The 14,566-nt window shown below is 63.3% G+C and carries 15 protein-coding genes and 1 tRNA gene; 7 read left to right on the forward strand and 9 right to left on the reverse strand.

Annotation, left to right across the window (positions count from 1 at the left end; all coding sequences use genetic code 11):
• Positions 1–108: 108 nt before the first annotated feature.
• The 3 genes from trfA to BCO18175_RS24320 form a co-directional block, all read right to left on the reverse strand.
• A complete protein-coding gene (gene trfA / locus BCO18175_RS24310; RefSeq protein ID WP_174984891.1) occupies positions 109–1,017 on the reverse strand; it encodes a plasmid replication initiator TrfA in 909 nt (302 codons plus the stop codon).
• Positions 1,018–1,645: 628 nt separating this feature from the next.
• On the reverse strand, positions 1,646–1,972 hold the full coding sequence (locus BCO18175_RS24315) for a hypothetical protein (protein WP_254608164.1): 327 nt from the start codon (positions 1,970–1,972) through the stop codon (positions 1,646–1,648).
• Between the two features lie 426 nt (positions 1,973–2,398).
• Entirely contained in the window at positions 2,399–2,893 is a 495-nt protein-coding gene (locus BCO18175_RS24320; RefSeq protein ID WP_254608165.1) for a hypothetical protein, read from the reverse strand.
• A gap of 268 nt (positions 2,894–3,161) precedes the next feature.
• Between BCO18175_RS24320 and BCO18175_RS24325 the strand changes: the two genes are divergently transcribed.
• Positions 3,162–3,497, forward strand: coding sequence for a helix-turn-helix domain-containing protein (locus BCO18175_RS24325; protein WP_174984899.1), 336 nt, complete (start codon positions 3,162–3,164; stop codon positions 3,495–3,497).
• A gap of 6 nt (positions 3,498–3,503) precedes the next feature.
• Here the strand turns inward: BCO18175_RS24325 and BCO18175_RS24330 are convergent, their stop codons facing one another.
• The 3 genes from BCO18175_RS24330 to BCO18175_RS24340 form a co-directional block, all read right to left on the reverse strand.
• Entirely contained in the window at positions 3,504–5,228 is a 1,725-nt protein-coding gene (locus BCO18175_RS24330) for a site-specific integrase (protein WP_174984900.1), read from the reverse strand.
• Positions 5,229–5,386: 158 nt separating this feature from the next.
• Positions 5,387–5,463: transfer RNA gene (locus tag BCO18175_RS24335), tRNA-Pro, on the reverse strand.
• A 177-nt stretch (positions 5,464–5,640) separates the two neighbouring features.
• Positions 5,641–6,636 (reverse strand): polyprenyl synthetase family protein, encoded by a 996-nt coding sequence (locus BCO18175_RS24340; RefSeq protein WP_034182656.1) that lies wholly within the window; start codon positions 6,634–6,636, stop codon positions 5,641–5,643.
• Positions 6,637–6,846: 210 nt separating this feature from the next.
• On the opposite strand from BCO18175_RS24340, the gene rplU reads away from it, so the two are divergent.
• From rplU to proB, 4 genes are all read left to right on the forward strand, one after another.
• Positions 6,847–7,158 carry a 50S ribosomal protein L21 gene (gene rplU, locus BCO18175_RS24345; protein ID WP_006025184.1) on the forward strand — a complete coding sequence of 104 codons (312 nt, stop codon included), beginning with the start codon at positions 6,847–6,849 and terminating at the stop codon, positions 7,156–7,158.
• A gap of 24 nt (positions 7,159–7,182) precedes the next feature.
• Positions 7,183–7,446, forward strand: a complete 264-nt coding sequence (rpmA, locus tag BCO18175_RS24350) for a 50S ribosomal protein L27 (RefSeq protein WP_006476999.1) — start codon at positions 7,183–7,185, stop codon at positions 7,444–7,446.
• A 188-nt stretch (positions 7,447–7,634) separates the two neighbouring features.
• Positions 7,635–8,747 (forward strand): GTPase ObgE, encoded by a 1,113-nt coding sequence (gene obgE, locus BCO18175_RS24355; protein ID WP_174916816.1) that lies wholly within the window; start codon positions 7,635–7,637, stop codon positions 8,745–8,747.
• Positions 8,748–8,834: 87 nt separating this feature from the next.
• Positions 8,835–9,953, forward strand: a complete 1,119-nt coding sequence (gene proB / locus BCO18175_RS24360) for a glutamate 5-kinase (protein WP_174984903.1) — start codon at positions 8,835–8,837, stop codon at positions 9,951–9,953.
• Positions 9,954–10,048: 95 nt separating this feature from the next.
• Here proB and BCO18175_RS24365 read toward each other — a convergent pair whose 3' ends face one another.
• Both BCO18175_RS24365 and BCO18175_RS24370 read right to left on the reverse strand, forming a co-directional pair.
• Positions 10,049–10,657: a CNP1-like family protein gene (locus tag BCO18175_RS24365; RefSeq protein WP_174916818.1), complete on the reverse strand. Its 609-nt coding sequence runs from the start codon at positions 10,655–10,657 to the stop codon at positions 10,049–10,051.
• Between the two features lie 13 nt (positions 10,658–10,670).
• A complete protein-coding gene (locus tag BCO18175_RS24370; RefSeq protein ID WP_122944413.1) occupies positions 10,671–11,318 on the reverse strand; it encodes an RNA pyrophosphohydrolase in 648 nt (215 codons plus the stop codon).
• 218 nt (positions 11,319–11,536) lie between these two features.
• On the opposite strand from BCO18175_RS24370, the gene BCO18175_RS24375 reads away from it, so the two are divergent.
• Together BCO18175_RS24375 and BCO18175_RS24380 are read left to right on the forward strand one after the other, a co-directional pair.
• Positions 11,537–13,273, forward strand: a complete 1,737-nt coding sequence (locus tag BCO18175_RS24375) for a proline--tRNA ligase (protein WP_174984907.1) — start codon at positions 11,537–11,539, stop codon at positions 13,271–13,273.
• Between the two features lie 21 nt (positions 13,274–13,294).
• Positions 13,295–13,897, forward strand: coding sequence for a MarC family protein (locus tag BCO18175_RS24380; protein ID WP_174984910.1), 603 nt, complete (start codon positions 13,295–13,297; stop codon positions 13,895–13,897).
• Between the two features lie 84 nt (positions 13,898–13,981).
• Here BCO18175_RS24380 and BCO18175_RS24385 read toward each other — a convergent pair whose 3' ends face one another.
• Positions 13,982–14,533 (reverse strand): hypoxanthine-guanine phosphoribosyltransferase, encoded by a 552-nt coding sequence (locus BCO18175_RS24385; protein ID WP_059528628.1) that lies wholly within the window; start codon positions 14,531–14,533, stop codon positions 13,982–13,984.
• Between the last annotated feature and the right edge of the window lie 33 nt (positions 14,534–14,566).

Genomic DNA, 14,566 nt, shown 5'->3' on the forward strand with positions numbered 1-14,566 from the left:
AATAGATGTACTACGCTGTCTCAGGGTGGGTCAGATTTAGATGAAATCGGTGGGTTAAGACTCGGTGGAAATCAACAGATGGAGGTCCCCGATGTTGACGGCGAGCGACTAAATGTCGTCGTCGAGGTCATGCTGTTCAGTTGGTTCCGACACTGGTTTTTGAGTTTTGGACTTTCCTGCGCGCGCAGGAATGCAATCGCCTTTTTTTACGACGACTTTTCCCGCATGGAGGCCTTGCGTTTCGAGTTCGCATTTGGGCCAGCCGGTCACGAGCTTGACAGCCGCGAGAGCAGGAAGCAACACGTCGAGCCACTTGCTTTGCTGCATTCCCTGCCGTCCCGCCAGCGGCAGCAACGTCTCCGGAAGCATGGGGTAAGGGGTTGACCACGTCGAGAAAAGAGCGTGCAAGCCTTTCGCGAGGGGGTTGCCGTCAAGGAGCCGCCGCTGTGACCGCCGGAGGACTGTCCACTGATTACCGTCGAACAATCGGGCCAACTCGACATCGAGCAGAACGTCATAGTCCTCGCCGGCCGCTGTTTTTTTATCGAGGCAATGCATCTTGAGAATGAGCCGGGACTTGCCGGAAAAAAGGCCATGCACCGAAAACTCGAACTCGGCGCGGTAGAGCCGGTCAAGCGATTCATCCAGAAGCTTCCGGGTCTTGCCGCCAGCGCTGCGGCCGAGCGCCCTCAGCAATTCGGCGCGACGGAAGGCGACGTGGGACTCGCGGAACATTTCGTGGCCGTCCGCAAATACACGCCTCAGAAGCTCATAGAAGACATCGGCGTCGCCCTGGTCGAGTTGGTGGCCGGCCGTCTGGAAGACCTCGATATCGCTCGTCGATGGCAACCGGGTTCGTTCGCGATACAGGGGCCGCTCGGCGTGGCTGCGGTAGAACCGCGTACTGAAGATTGCGCTGCGCGCGAGGGCGTGCGCCGTCACGAGGTTATTGTTCAATCCGTGCTTGAGTGGCAGCTTTGGCCATCTCACCGGGCTGGCGTTCGGAAGTGCGGTCATTGCATCTCTATCGTCTCGTCACGTGGCCGCCCGACGGACGGCAGGAAGTATAGGCGAGGAGTAGCTCATGCCGGCCATGCAGGGACTTGCGGATAACGCGGCGGGGACTTGCGGATGAAATGTGGGGACTTGCGGAACGGCCTGCAGCAAAAACTGCCCGCAAATACTGCGGCTTCTCGCCGGCTCCGGGAGGGCAATTCATAAACAGGAGAATTTCAATCAAGGCGCTGTGGGGTTAAGGCAGCTCGCTACGCTCGCGGCTGCTGACGCGGCATCTTCGCTCGCTCCGCAGGTGGATATCATTCCGCCCTCGCGGCACTGGCTTGCCAGGACGGGCGGGATTGCGGAAACGGATGTGCAAATGCTTCCGCCCGTAGCTTCCCGCGGCTGTCGCTTCCAAGGTGCCGTGCTGGCGCCTGGTAGCAGGAAGGGCGGCCGGTGCGCAGTCCGTTACGGTCGGGGGATGCAGCCGGCTCGTTCAAGTCATTTGGCAAAATTGGGTGCAGGGACTTATGGCTAATGGCGAGCGCTGTTGGACGGGCAGGGAGTGTGGATGTGTTCGTGGCGGCAGAATTCGTCGGCCGTCGCTATTTGGTGCGGAAACTGGTTGCGCCCCGCCCCTGTTGCGTTAGAACCTCAGCTTTTGCTGCTTGGATTCGCACACGCCTGTTGCGCGCGCCGGATGGTCAAAGCGGCTGATAGCGGTAGCGTACGAAAATTCGCCGCTCGACCGTGACACCCGGAGGATGTCATTCGAGAAGTGCCAGCCCCGGACGACATACTCGGTGCCTTCCTCGGCGAGCTTCTCGACTGGCACCTCAATCGCCTTGCCCCTCGGGAAATAGCTGGTCGTCGACTCCGCTGCCTTGCAGAGCAGCTGCGTGGATTCTGCGCAGGGAGCCGCGAGCGAATACAAAAACAAGGCCGCAGCGAAGGAGATTTTTTTGAGCGTCATAGTGCTGTCAAAGAGCATTGCGTTTTAAATGCCCGAATCCGGCGTAGCGTTGAGAAATGCTCGAGAGCATCCTTGGGCACCAAGTGGCAGAGGGCATCGCGTGACTCGCATCACCGCGGCCGTCGTCGGGGCGCTCTTTGCGTCGGTGGTTCGTCCTGGCTGCGGAAGTGGTCGTTATGCGAGCCGCGCTCAGATTGGCGAGTCCGTGCGCTCCAATCGGCACACTCGTGCAAGAATTCTACGAATAACGTAGATGTAGGGCAAGTACGGCTCTTCGAATCTCGTAGGTTAGGAGCGCCGGTTGCCGGCTACCCGGGGCAGCAGGGTGGGTTTTCTCAGATTCGCTGAGAAAACGTGAGAAAAAAGTTTCGTGCCGTCGGCGGCGGCTGCCCGGCTGGCAAGCTGGTCAATCTCTCCGCGGTGCGTTTACGACTCCGGCTCTTCTGCGATGCAGCCGTCGCAGTACACGCGCGACCAATACTTCCGGAACGTGCCGGCACCGCCGCAGCATTCGCAAACGGTTCGCGCGCGAAGCTCCGCCTTCTCGACCGCGTCACGGATGCGATTACGCGATGGCATGTCAAAGAAGAATCCGAATATCAGTCTGATGTCGAGCAGGCCGTTCGTCGTTTGAATGCTGCTGCAGAGCGGGAGTACCGGGTACGGGTCGTACGTCTCCAGAAGAGATTTCTCCCGCAGTGCCTGTTCGAGCGACACGAGAAGGGCGGGCAGGTGTGCCTCCTTGGCCCATAGCGCCTGAATTTCACGCTCAGTCTCGTCCGCGAGTCGGTCAATTACCGAGTACCACCCGGCGCCGCACTGGATGCCCAGGAGCCCAATGTTCGAAGGGTATGCCTCCGGACAGGTCATGGCCCGGAAGAACAACGGATAAGACGAAGCCAGGCGCTGCTGCAATTCCATCGACATCCGCGCATGCGGCTCATTGTGGGTCGGCGCAGTAGCTGCAATCGCTGCCGGCCGAGGCGTCCGATGGCCATCCACAGATGGACCTCCGTATTTTGTTTCGGGTGGTGCGTGCCCAGCTGAGAACCGGGTATCGCGTCACGCGCGCGGCTTGAACCGTACGGCGCGCTGAGTCGCCACCAAGCGGCTGGGCAGCGCGGAGGGCGGCGTTAGATTCTACGAATTACGTAGAGAAACGGCAAGGGAATCCTACGATATTCGCAGGATGACGAGAAAGGAGCCCGCCACCCTATTCGGCCGCCGCCTACGGGCTGCGCGGCAGCGGGCCGATATCCCACAAGACCGGCTGGGCGTCCAGATTGGGCTCGACGAGAGCACTGCCAGTGCTCGCATGAGCCGCTATGAAACGGGGACGCACGAGCCCCCCTTTGGCATCGCCGTCAAACTGGCGGAGGCGCTTCATCTCCCTGCGGCCTACTTCTATTGCGAAGACGACGAGCTTGCTGACCTCGTGCTCACGTGGGTGCGCCTGCCCAAGACCGAGCGCAAGCATATCAAGGCCATGATTGACGCCATCCTGGCAGGCAAGCGTAACAAGTAGTGGCCGTCACGCGACCCGGCGGGCAAAGTCGACGCGGATGACGTTCCCGGCCGAGCCGGTCGATGTCGTCGATGAGACCGGCTCCTCTGTTTGCTGACAGGCGCGAGCGTCGAGACTCCCGTGGCTGCTTCTTGAAGACTGCATCGTGTTGGCGACGTCCGAACCGTGTGTTGGCGGCGCGACGTCGTCGGCGAGCGGGGCGGTTGACGGTGCCGGCGCATGGTCGTCCAGCATCTCCTTGAGCGAGACGGACGCACCCTGTTTGAGCCGAAGCCGGCCACGGTGGAGTGTCGAATCGGGCGAGTCGACCCGGAAAGCGTCATCGAGCCGCTTGGCAAAGCTTCCCGCGCACAGATGCGCATAGCGCAGCAGCATGCGGGTATCGCGGTGGCCGCTGAAGTGCTGAAGGTCGACCAGCGAGAACCCGCCGGGCGTGCGGCTGCCGGCCTCGGCGACTCGGGAAATGGCTTCATGGCGCAGGTCATGGATGCGCACCTCGTTGCCGCCAGTCAGGCCCGCGGCGATGCAAATGCGTTGCCAAGCCTTGCGCAGGCCGTCGACGCCGATTGGGAACACCAGTTCGCTGGCGCGCGGCAGCCGGCGCAGCAGTTCGACGAGGTCGCTGCGAAGAGGCAGGGTGCGGGGCCGGCCATTCTTGGTTTCTGGCAGGAACGCGGCCTGGCCGTCCAGGTTCACGTTCGACCAGGTCAGCGTCAGCGTCTCGCTGCGGCGGGCGCCAGTCATCAGCTGGAAGTGGATGAAAGTCTCCAGCATCGGAATGTGCTCGTACGTCTGCTCGGCTTCCGCCTGGTAGCGCTGCCGAGCGTCCTTGATAACCTGCTTGCGCCGGTACACGGTGGTCGCGCTGTTCGCGTCCTCGCGTTTTGCTGCCATCAGCTGCTCGAGGCGCAGAGCGATGGAATGCGCGCAGTCCTCCTCGCGGGCGGCGGCCAGCAAGCGCGCCTCCTCGCCATCCTTCAGGCGGCGGTCCCGCTCGTTGTAGTAGCGGGGCCGGCGTACACCGTCCATCGGGTTCTTGGCGACGTGAATCCGCCAGGTGTCGATGGCGATGTGGCAGACCGCCGAGAAGATGTCGATTTCGCGGTCCACCGTGCTCGGCTCGACTACCTGGCAGCGCTCTTCGATGTAGTCGCCGAAGTCGTCCGGGACGATGGCGGCGAAGGGCTTGCGGATGAACTTGCTGGTCTCCGACGGCTGCCCGACGCGAGTGCCCGTGGACCTGCGGATTTTCATGGCCGCGACTGTGGGGCAAGGGTTGGGATGCGCGTCGCGAATCTCGGCGAGGTCCTGCCGGGGCAAGCCGGCATCCTCCAGCCACGCATTGATTTTGTAGCCGAGGACCTCGAAGCTCTTGTCGCGCGGCGCCTCGTCGCGAAGGTAGCGAATCAGCAGGTCGGCGAGGGTCGTCTTGTGCCCCTTCGCATAGTCGATGAAAAGCCCCTGGCGCTGCTCGCTCTCGATGCGCTGCTTGATGGCGATGGCTTCCGCTTCGCTGTGCGCGGTGAGGAACTGGTTCTTGTGCGCGACGCTGCGTGTCCGGACGACATAGTGGTCGTCGAGGCTGGCCAGCCTCGGCTTGAGTCCCTGCAACTGCAGCGTCTGGACGTAGTGCTGGATAGCTTTGTCGGCGTTGTGGGAAAAGGTCCGGGTCAGGTCGTCGCGGTTGCGGACGGTGACGCGGATGCGCGAGCGGTTCTCGATGGACGCCATGGCAGCGATGCTCCAAGGTTTGGAGCAACGTATAGGCGTAAGGCAGGGGGATGTTTCGCGATTTGTAGCGAAGTGGCGGAGATTGCCACTGATTTGCCACTGCGGACCCTGGAAACAAAAACAGCGGACATCTAGTCCGCTGTTTTTGCAAGGAAACCTGGTCGGGGTGAGAGGATTCGAACCTCCGGCCTCTACGTCCCGAACGTAGCGCTCTACCAGGCTAAGCTACACCCCGATTTGGACTCTTCCGATTTCGCAGTCTTCTTCAAGACCGCTGCGTCGTCGAGCAAGAACATAACTATAACGACGTTTCTTCAAAAAGGGAAGGCCTTGGAGAAGAAATTTTTCGAGACAGGTGATTTTCCCGTGTCGAACGTACGTCGCAGCCGTAGCGGCGACGCACGACATGCACTTACGACTGCCGCGACGTCGAGTACGAGCACAACGCGAGCAGGCTTTCCTTGTAGATCGAATCGGGGAACGCTGCGATCGCCGCCGCTGCCGCCTGCGCTTCCTGGCGTGCGCATTCGAGTGTGTGATCCAGTGCGCCAGAACGCGTGATCGCTTCGAAAATCGTATCGAAGCGATCGGTGCCGCCCTGTTCGATCGCCTCGCGTGCCAGCGCCGATTGTTCGGGCGTGCCGCGTTCGATCAGATAGATGAGCGGCAGCGTCGGCTTGCCTTCGCGAAGGTCGTCGCCGGCATTCTTGCCCATTGCCTCGACGGTGCCTGCGTAGTCGAGCCAGTCGTCCATGATCTGGAATGCGGTACCGATCCGGCGGCCGTATTCGGCGGCGGCGGCCTCGGTCGGCGCATCGGCGCCCGCGAGTACCGCGCCCAGACGCGCCGACGCCTCGAACAGCTTGGCCGTCTTGTAGCGGATCACCTGCATGTAGCGCGTTTCGTCGACGTCCGCGTCGTGCATGTTGAGGAGCTGCAGCACCTCGCCTTCGGAAATGATCGTCGTCGCTTCGGACAGGATCTCCATCACGCGCATCTTGCCGACGCCGACCATCATCTCGAACGAGCGCGAATAGAGGTAGTCGCCTACCAGCACGCTCGCCGCGTTACCGAACAGCGCATTGGCGGTCTGGCGGCCGCGGCGCAGTTCGGATTCGTCGACGACGTCGTCATGCAGCAGCGTGGCCGTATGGATGAACTCGACGACGGCGGCCAGCACGTGCCGTTGATGCGACGTCTCGCCGAGCGCGCCGGCGACGAGCAGCAGCAATGCCGGGCGCAGCCGCTTGCCGCCCGCGCCGATGATGTACTCGGCGATCTGGTTGATCAGCAGCACATCGGACGCGAGGCTTTGCCGGATAACGCGATTCACCTGCTCCATGTCACTGGTGATCGGAGCGAGCAGATGGGCGGCGCTGAGGGTGGGGGAGGCGGTGGACGACGACATGATGATGGAATTGGGTGATGCGGCGGATTATAAGTCGAATCCGAGATATCCCGGTTTGTCACACGTGCTTCAGCCGCGAATTTGGCCGTTCGGCCGAGGCCCGCGCGGGGCAATCGTCGATCGGTTTTGACTTCGGTGCTAACCCCATGTATAATCACGTGTTTTCCGCGCGTGGTGTGCGGAAAAATTGGATCCAGAGTGAGGTTCTCAATGTACGCGGTCATAAAAACCGGCGGCAAGCAGTACAAGGTTGCCGTTGGCGAAAAACTCAAAGTAGAACAGATACCGGCTGACATTGACGCTGAAATCACGCTCGACCAGGTTCTCGCAGTGGGCGAAGGCGAATCGATTAAGTTCGGTACGCCGCTGGTCAGTGGGGCTTCCGTCAAGGCCACCGTTGTGTCGCACGGTCGTCATGCCAAGGTCACCATCTTCAAGATGCGTCGCCGGAAGCACTACCAAAAGCACGGCGGCCACCGCCAGAACTACACTGAGCTGCGCATCGACGCGATCAACGCGTAAGCGCCTCGGTAAAGGAGCAATCAGATGGCACACAAAAAGGCAGGCGGCTCTTCCCGGAACGGCCGCGACTCCGAGTCGAAGCGTCTCGGCGTGAAAGTGTACGGCGGCCAGGCAATCAATGCTGGCGGCATCATCGTGCGTCAGCGCGGTACGCGCATGCACGCAGGCGAGAACGTCGGCATGGGCAAGGATCACACCCTGTTCGCGCTGGTTGACGGTCACGTCAAGTTCGCGACCAAGGGCGCGGACAAGAAGCATCTGGTCATCGTTGTCCCGGCGGCTGCCTAAGTTCAGGCACCCACGGGCTTCGTAGCCGAAAGGCCCCGCAGTCTTCGCGGGGCCTTTTTTTATTTGGCCGCCGGGCGCGTGTGCGCTCGGGCGACCATCGCGCAACCGGCGTACGATCGGCCGAACGGCAGATTGTTCAAGCGCGCCGGCGCGCGGCACAATAGCGGAAATACTGGGCGGAGTGACGAATGAAGTTCATTGACGAAGCACGAATCGAAGTCATCGCCGGCGACGGAGGCGATGGCAGCGCGTCGATGCGCCGCGAGAAATTCGTCCCGTTCGGCGGGCCGGATGGCGGCGACGGCGGCCGGGGCGGTAGCGTGTACGCGATCGCCGACCGCAACATCAACACGCTGATCGACTACCGTTACGCGAAGAAACACCTGGCGCGCAACGGCGAAAACGGGCGCGGCTCGGATTGCTACGGCAAGGGCGGCGACGACGTCACGCTGCGCATGCCGGTCGGCACGATCATCAACGACATGGATACCGGCGAGCTGATCGCCGACCTGACCGAGCACGACCAGCAGGTGATGCTTGCGCAGGGCGGCTCCGGCGGGCTCGGCAACCTGCATTTCAAGTCGAGCACGAACCGGGCGCCGCGTCAGAAGACGGACGGCAAGCCGGGCGAGCGACGCATGCTGAGGCTCGAGCTGAAGGTGCTCGCCGACGTCGGTCTGCTCGGCATGCCGAACGCGGGCAAGTCGACGTTCATCTCGTCGGTGTCGAACGCGAGGCCGAAGATCGCCGACTACCCGTTCACGACGCTTGCGCCGAATCTCGGCGTGGTGCGTGTCGGCCCGAGCAAGAGCTTCGTGATTGCCGATATCCCGGGGCTGATCGAGGGCGCCGCCGAAGGCGCGGGCCTCGGCCATCAGTTCCTGCGCCACCTGCAGCGCACCGGCGTGCTGCTGCATTTGGTCGATCTCGCACCGTTCGACGAAACCGTCGATCCGGTCGCGGAAGCGACGGCGATCGTCGGCGAGCTGCGCAAGTACGACGAGGCGCTCTACGAGAAGCCGCGCTGGCTCGTGCTCAACAAGCTCGACATGGTGCCGGAAGACGAGCGCAAGGCGCGCGTCGCGGATTTCCTCGAACGCTTCGAGTGGGACGGCCCCGTGTTCGAGATCTCGGCACTGACGGGCCAGGGCTGCGAAGCGCTGTGCTACGCGATCTACGACTACCTCTCCGAACATTCGGACGCGCACCGCGCGGCGGAGGCCGAAGATCTCGCGGCGGACGTGCGCTTCCGCGACGCGCCGCCTGCCAAGGGCGATGCGGCGCCGGGCGACGACGTCTGAGCGGTTGAACGCGCCGGGCCTGCCGCCCGGCGTCGGCATTCAATCGCGCCCGGCCGGGCAGGCATCAGATACAGGAGACAGTGCAGGATGCGTTCGATCATCGCGGATTCGAAGCGATTGGTGGTGAAGGTGGGCTCCAGCCTCGTGACCAACGACGGCAAGGGGCTCGATCATGCAGCAATCGGCCGCTGGGCGGCCCAGATCGCCGCGCTGCGCACCCAGGGCAAGGAAGTCGTGCTCGTCAGTTCGGGCGCGATTGCCGAAGGGATGCAGCGGCTCGGCTGGAGCAAGCGGCCGCGGGAAATCGACGAGTTGCAGGCTGCCGCCGCGGTCGGCCAGATGGGGCTCGCGCAGGTCTATGAGAGCCGCTTCACCGAGCACGACATCCGCACCGCGCAGATCCTGCTGACGCATGCCGACCTGGCGGACCGCGAGCGTTACCTGAATGCACGTTCGACGCTGCTGACGCTGTTGCGGCTTGGCGTCGTGCCGATCATCAACGAGAACGACACGGTCGTTACCGACGAAATCAAGTTCGGCGACAACGACACGCTCGGCGCGCTCGTTGCAAACCTGATCGAAGGCGATGCGCTGATCATCCTGACCGACCAGTCGGGGCTGTTCACGGCCGATCCGCGCAAGGATCCGAACGCGACGCTCGTTGCCGAAGCCAATGCGGGCGCGCCGGAACTCGAGGCGATGGCGGGTGGTGCGGGCTCGAGTCTCGGCCGCGGCGGGATGCTGACGAAGATCCTCGCTGCGAAGCGTGCGGCGCACAGCGGCGCGAACACCGTGATCGCGAGCGGCCGGGAAACCGACGTGCTCGTGCGTCTGGCGGCCGGCGAGGCGATCGGCACGCAACTGATCGCACGTACCGCACGGATGGCGGCACGCAAGCAGTGGATGGCCGACCATCTTCAGGTGCGCGGCCACGTCGTGATCGACGCGGGCGCGGTCGAGAAGCTGACGGCCGGCGGCAAGAGCCTGCTACCGATCGGCGTGATCGACGTGCAGGGCGCGTTCGCGCGCGGTGAAGTCATCGCGTGTGTCGGCCCCGACGGGCGCGAAGTGGCGCGTGGGCTCACGAACTACAGCAGTGCGGAGACGAAACTGATTCACCGCAAGCCGAGCGGCGAGATCGAATCCGTGCTCGGCTACATGCTGGAACCCGAGTTGATTCATCGCGACAACCTGGTGCTGGTGTGACCATTCGTGCCGGTCCCGGCCGTCAAATGAAAAAAGCCGCGCGTGATGCGGGCTTTTTTCATGCGGCGGACAGTGGCGGCGGGCGCCGCGCGCCGTCAGCGCAACTGGCTCATCGCGGTGCGGTGAAACCGGATGTTCTCCAGGATCTGCTGGGTCGTGCCCTGCGGCATCTTGTTCGAGCAGAAGTAGTCCTGATAGAGCGCCGAGTGGTAGGCATTCAGTTCGCCGTTCTCGATGCGCCGCCAGTCGTTCTCGACCGTGCGATCCCAGCCGTCGTGTTCCGAATTGAGGCCGGCATACTGGCGCCATTCGTAGGTGTCGCAGCGGATGCCTTCGTAGTTCACGTTGCGCGCGCCGGCCGGGCTCGTGATGACGACCGCGTAGCGCACGACGCCATCGGTGCCGACCACGAGCGACTTCGCGTCGACGAAGAACTTGAGCGGCGTGTTCTGGGATACGTTGAACGGTAGCAGGTCGCCCGTTTGCGGCAGCGGCGGCAGCGAGTCGACCGCGTTTTCCTTCCAGGTGCCCTGACGGTCGAGCAGATACACGAACTCGCTGTCATCCTTGTTGGTCGGCGTCTTCGAATTCGCGCAACCTGCCAGCGTGGCCACCGCGGCAATCGATGCGAGCGCGAGAGCAATCGCTTTCAATATGCATTCCTCGTAAAAAAAGGGCGCGACACCAAGGTCGCGCCCGGTCATGCAGTTCGATTCGTCACTTGCCGACGATCACGTGGGGCGGCATCTCGTCGAGCGTGCCCGCTTCCACTTCGATCTCCGAACAGACTACCGATGTGTCGACAATCGTCAGCGTCTGCTGGGCTTGCACGCCAATGACGCGCGGATAGCGCGACAGACGCGGCCCGCGCGGCTTTTCGGCTTTCTGCGCCGGGCGGCGCAGGAAGCGCGACAGTTCCGTCAGCGCCAACTGATAGACATCCCGCTTGAACTCGATCACCGCATCGAGCGGCACCCAGTACTCGTTCCAGCGCCACGCATCGAACTCCGGGTGGTCGGTCGCGCGCAAGCAAATGTCGCAATCGCGTCCAACCATCCGCAGCAGGAACCAGATCTGCTTCTGGCCGCGGTAATGACCGCGTACTTCGCGTTTAATGAACTTGTCAGGCACCTCGTAACGCAACCAGTCGCGGGTGCGGCCGATTATCTTGACGTGTTCCGGATGCAGGCCCGTCTCCTCGTGCAGCTCCCGGTACATCGCCTGCATGGGGGTCTCGCCGTACTTGATCCCACCTTGAGGAAACTGCCAGGAATGCTCGCGGAGCCGCTTGCCCCAAAACACCTCGTTGCGCGCGTTCAAGAGGATGATGCCGACGTTCGGGCGAAAGCCTTCACGATCCAGCATACAACCACCTTCGAATCCTTTAAAATTGCTTTGATTATAAACAGATAACGGGCGCTGCGCACCGTGACGGAGCGAATCCGCGCGGGGTACACCGGCTGAATTGTCCCTGATTAGTCTGCTACGTCGTCTGCGCCATCGTCGTTCGTCGCGCGCAGCTTTTTCACCTTGAAACTTTTTCGGGCGCCCCGCCTGGGGGCGCCGTTTTTGGAACCGTCCGCATGAAAGCTTCCCGTTTCTTTATCGGCACCCTGAAAGAAGCACCCGCCGACGCAGAGATCGTCAGCCACAAGCTGATGGTGCGCGCCGGCATGATCCGTCGCGTCGCCGGCGGCATCTATAACTACCTGCCGGTCGGCCTGCGTTCGATTCGCAAGGTCGAAGCGATCGTGCGCGAGGAAATGAACCGGGCGGGCGCCATCGAGCTGCTGATGCCGGCCGTGCAGCCAGCCGAGCTGTGGCAGGAATCGGGCCGCTGGGAGCAGTACGGCCCCGAACTGCTGCGCTTCAAGGACCGCAAGGACAACGACTTCGTGATCGGGCCGACGCACGAGGAAGTCATCACCGACATCGCGCGCAACCAGATCAAGAGCTACCGGCAGATGCCGGTGAACTTCTACCAGATCCAGACGAAGTTCCGCGACGAGATCCGTCCGCGCTTCGGCGTGATGCGCGGCCGCGAATTCATCATGAAGGACGCATACTCGTTCGACAAGGATGCGGCCGGCCTGAACGAGTCGTATCGCAAGATGTACGACGCGTACGTGCGCATCTTCACGCGCCTCGGCCTCGAGTTCCGTGCGGTCGCGGCCGACAGCGGCTCGATCGGCGGCAACTTCTCGCACGAATTCCACGTGATCGCCGACACCGGTGAAGACGCGATCGCGTACTGCCCGACGTCCGAGTTCGCGGCGAACATTGAGGCGGCCGAGGCACTGCCGCTGAGCGCCGAACGCGCGGCGCCGGCCGAAGCGATGGAGAAGGTCGCGACGCCCGGCAAGGCGAAGTGCGAAGCCGTCGCCGAACTGCTGGCCATCCCGCTCGAGCGCACGATCAAGTCGATCGTGCTCGCGACCGACAACGAAGGCGCCGAGCCGACCATCTGGCTCGTGATGCTGCGCGGCGACCACGACCTGAACGAGATCAAGGTGTCGAAGCTGCCGGGCCTGAAGAACCACCGCTTCGCGACCGAGCAGGAAATCGTCGAGTGGTTCGGCACGCCGCCGGGCTATCTCGGCCCGGTCGGCACGAAGAAGCCCGTGAAGGTGATCGCGGACCGCACGGTCGCGAACATGAGCGATTTCGTCGTCGGCGCGAACGAGGTCGACTATCACATCGCTGGCGTGAACTGGGGCCGCGACCTGCCCGAGCCGGACGTCGCCGACGTGCGCAACGTGAAGAAGGGCGACCCGTCGCCGGACGGCAAGGGCGTGATCGACATCTGCCGCGGTATCGAGGTCGGCCACGTGTTCCAGCTCGGCACCAAGTATTCGGAAGCGATGGGTGCGACGTTCCTCGACGAGTCGGGCAAGCCGCAGCCGATGCTGATGGGCTGCTACGGCGTCGGCGTCACGCGTATTCTCGGCGCGGCGATCGAGCAGAACTTCGACGACAAGGGCATCATCTGGCCCGAGTCGATCGCGCCGTTCGAAGTCGTGCTGTGCCCGATGGGCTATGACCGCAGCGACATGGTGCGCGAAGCGGCCGACAAGCTGTACGCGGAACTCGCCGCGGCCGGCATCGACGTGATCCTCGACGACCGTGGCGAACGCCCGGGCGTGATGTTCGCCGACTGGGAGCTGGTCGGCGTGCCGCATCGCCTCGTGATCGGCGAGCGCGGCCTGAAGGAAGGCAAGATCGAGTATCAGGGCCGCCGCGACGCCGAAGCGACGCTGCTGCCGGCCGACGCGGCTGCGGCGACGGTCGCGGAGAAGATCCGCGCCGCGCTCGCGCACTAAGCGCACCGACCGGGGAACGCGGTGGAATACACCTTCCTGTCGGCCACCGTGCTCCTGGTGCTGATCACCGATCCGCTCGGCAACATCCCGCTGTTCATTTCGGCGATGCGGGATGTGCCGCGCGAGCGGCGCGTGAAGCTGATCCTGCGTGAAGTGGGGATCGCGTTCGTGATCCTGCTGTTCTTCATGCTGGTTGGCGACCGTTTCCTGCGGATGATGAGCCTCACCGACCTGTCGCTGCGGCTCGGCGGCGGGATCGTGCTGTTCCTGATCGCGCTGCGGATGATCTTCCCGCATCCGGACGGCGCGCTCGGCAACGATCCGCGCGCAGGCGGCGAGCCGTTCATCGTACCGCTCGCGATTCCGGCGCTCGCCGGGCCGTCCGCGCTCGCGACGGTGATGCTGCTGACGTCGCAGGGGCCCGGCAAGATGCTCGAGTGGGTTGGCGCGTTGACGGTCACGATGATCGTCTGCGCGGTGACGCTGGTGCTGGCCGAGCGGATCCAGCAATGGATCGGCGAGCGGACCGTCGCGGCATTCGAGCGGCTGATGGGCCTCGTGCTCGTCGCGATTTCGGTCGAGATGATACTGGGCGGCGTCCGTGTGTTCGTGCACCAGCTGTAGGACAGGCGGCGCACGGCTACAAAAAAGCGGCGCTCCGGGAAACCGGAGCGCCGCTTTCTATTTATATAGTGCGGAGCGGGGCGCTCAGACGTTCGTGGTCAGCGCGCGGATCGTCGGCAGGTTGCGCCAGTAGCCCTTCGCATCCATCCCGCAGCCGAACACGTAGCGGTCGGGCACCGCGAAGCCGCAGAAGTCGGGGTGCAGCGGCTTCGCCTTCGCGAGCGTCTTCTCGCACAGCACCGCCGACATGAAGCGCTGCGCGCCCATGTCGAGGATACGGTCGCGGATCGCGGCCATCGTCTCGCCTTCGTCGAGGATGTCGTCGAGCACGAGCACGATCCGGTCCTTCACCGATTCGCGCGGCGCGACGCGCCAGTGCATTTCCGGGCTCCCCTGCGTCGTGTTGCGGTAGCGGGTCAGGTGGATGTAGTCGAATTCCAGCGGGAAATCGAGATGCGGCAGCAGCATCCCGGTAAACACCGCGGCGCCGCCCATCACCGAGAGAACGAGCGGGAACGCATCGCCGATCTCGGCGCGGATCGCGTCGGCCATCCGGGAGATCGACGCATTGACGGCGTCGGCCGAGACGATCTCTTCGGAGTGGTTGAAAATGTGGAGGGCTTCTTCGCGGTTCATGTGTTCTGGCGGGCAGTCGGTATACAAATAAGA

The organism is Burkholderia lata (assembly GCF_902499335.1).
GTDB classification, from domain to species: domain Bacteria; phylum Pseudomonadota; class Gammaproteobacteria; order Burkholderiales; family Burkholderiaceae; genus Burkholderia; species Burkholderia lata_B.

What these genes read in the sequence shown, in the direction of transcription:
- trfA (WP_174984891.1), bottom strand. Translation starts at nt 1,017, where the DNA reads ATGACCGCACTTCCGAACGCCAGCCCGGTGAGATGGCCAAAGCTGCCA.
- BCO18175_RS24315 (WP_254608164.1), bottom strand. Translation starts at nt 1,972, where the DNA reads ATGACGCTCAAAAAAATCTCCTTCGCTGCGGCCTTGTTTTTGTATTCG.
- BCO18175_RS24320 (WP_254608165.1), bottom strand. Translation starts at nt 2,893, where the DNA reads ATGGAATTGCAGCAGCGCCTGGCTTCGTCTTATCCGTTGTTCTTCCGG.
- BCO18175_RS24325 (WP_174984899.1), top strand. Translation starts at nt 3,162, where the DNA reads ATGACGAGAAAGGAGCCCGCCACCCTATTCGGCCGCCGCCTACGGGCT.
- BCO18175_RS24330 (WP_174984900.1), bottom strand. Translation starts at nt 5,228, where the DNA reads ATGGCGTCCATCGAGAACCGCTCGCGCATCCGCGTCACCGTCCGCAAC.
- BCO18175_RS24340 (WP_034182656.1), bottom strand. Translation starts at nt 6,636, where the DNA reads ATGTCGTCGTCCACCGCCTCCCCCACCCTCAGCGCCGCCCATCTGCTC.
- rplU (WP_006025184.1), top strand. Translation starts at nt 6,847, where the DNA reads ATGTACGCGGTCATAAAAACCGGCGGCAAGCAGTACAAGGTTGCCGTT.
- rpmA (WP_006476999.1), top strand. Translation starts at nt 7,183, where the DNA reads ATGGCACACAAAAAGGCAGGCGGCTCTTCCCGGAACGGCCGCGACTCC.
- obgE (WP_174916816.1), top strand. Translation starts at nt 7,635, where the DNA reads ATGAAGTTCATTGACGAAGCACGAATCGAAGTCATCGCCGGCGACGGA.
- proB (WP_174984903.1), top strand. Translation starts at nt 8,835, where the DNA reads ATGCGTTCGATCATCGCGGATTCGAAGCGATTGGTGGTGAAGGTGGGC.
- BCO18175_RS24365 (WP_174916818.1), bottom strand. Translation starts at nt 10,657, where the DNA reads ATGACCGGGCGCGACCTTGGTGTCGCGCCCTTTTTTTACGAGGAATGC.
- BCO18175_RS24370 (WP_122944413.1), bottom strand. Translation starts at nt 11,318, where the DNA reads ATGCTGGATCGTGAAGGCTTTCGCCCGAACGTCGGCATCATCCTCTTG.
- BCO18175_RS24375 (WP_174984907.1), top strand. Translation starts at nt 11,537, where the DNA reads ATGAAAGCTTCCCGTTTCTTTATCGGCACCCTGAAAGAAGCACCCGCC.
- BCO18175_RS24385 (WP_059528628.1), bottom strand. Translation starts at nt 14,533, where the DNA reads ATGAACCGCGAAGAAGCCCTCCACATTTTCAACCACTCCGAAGAGATC.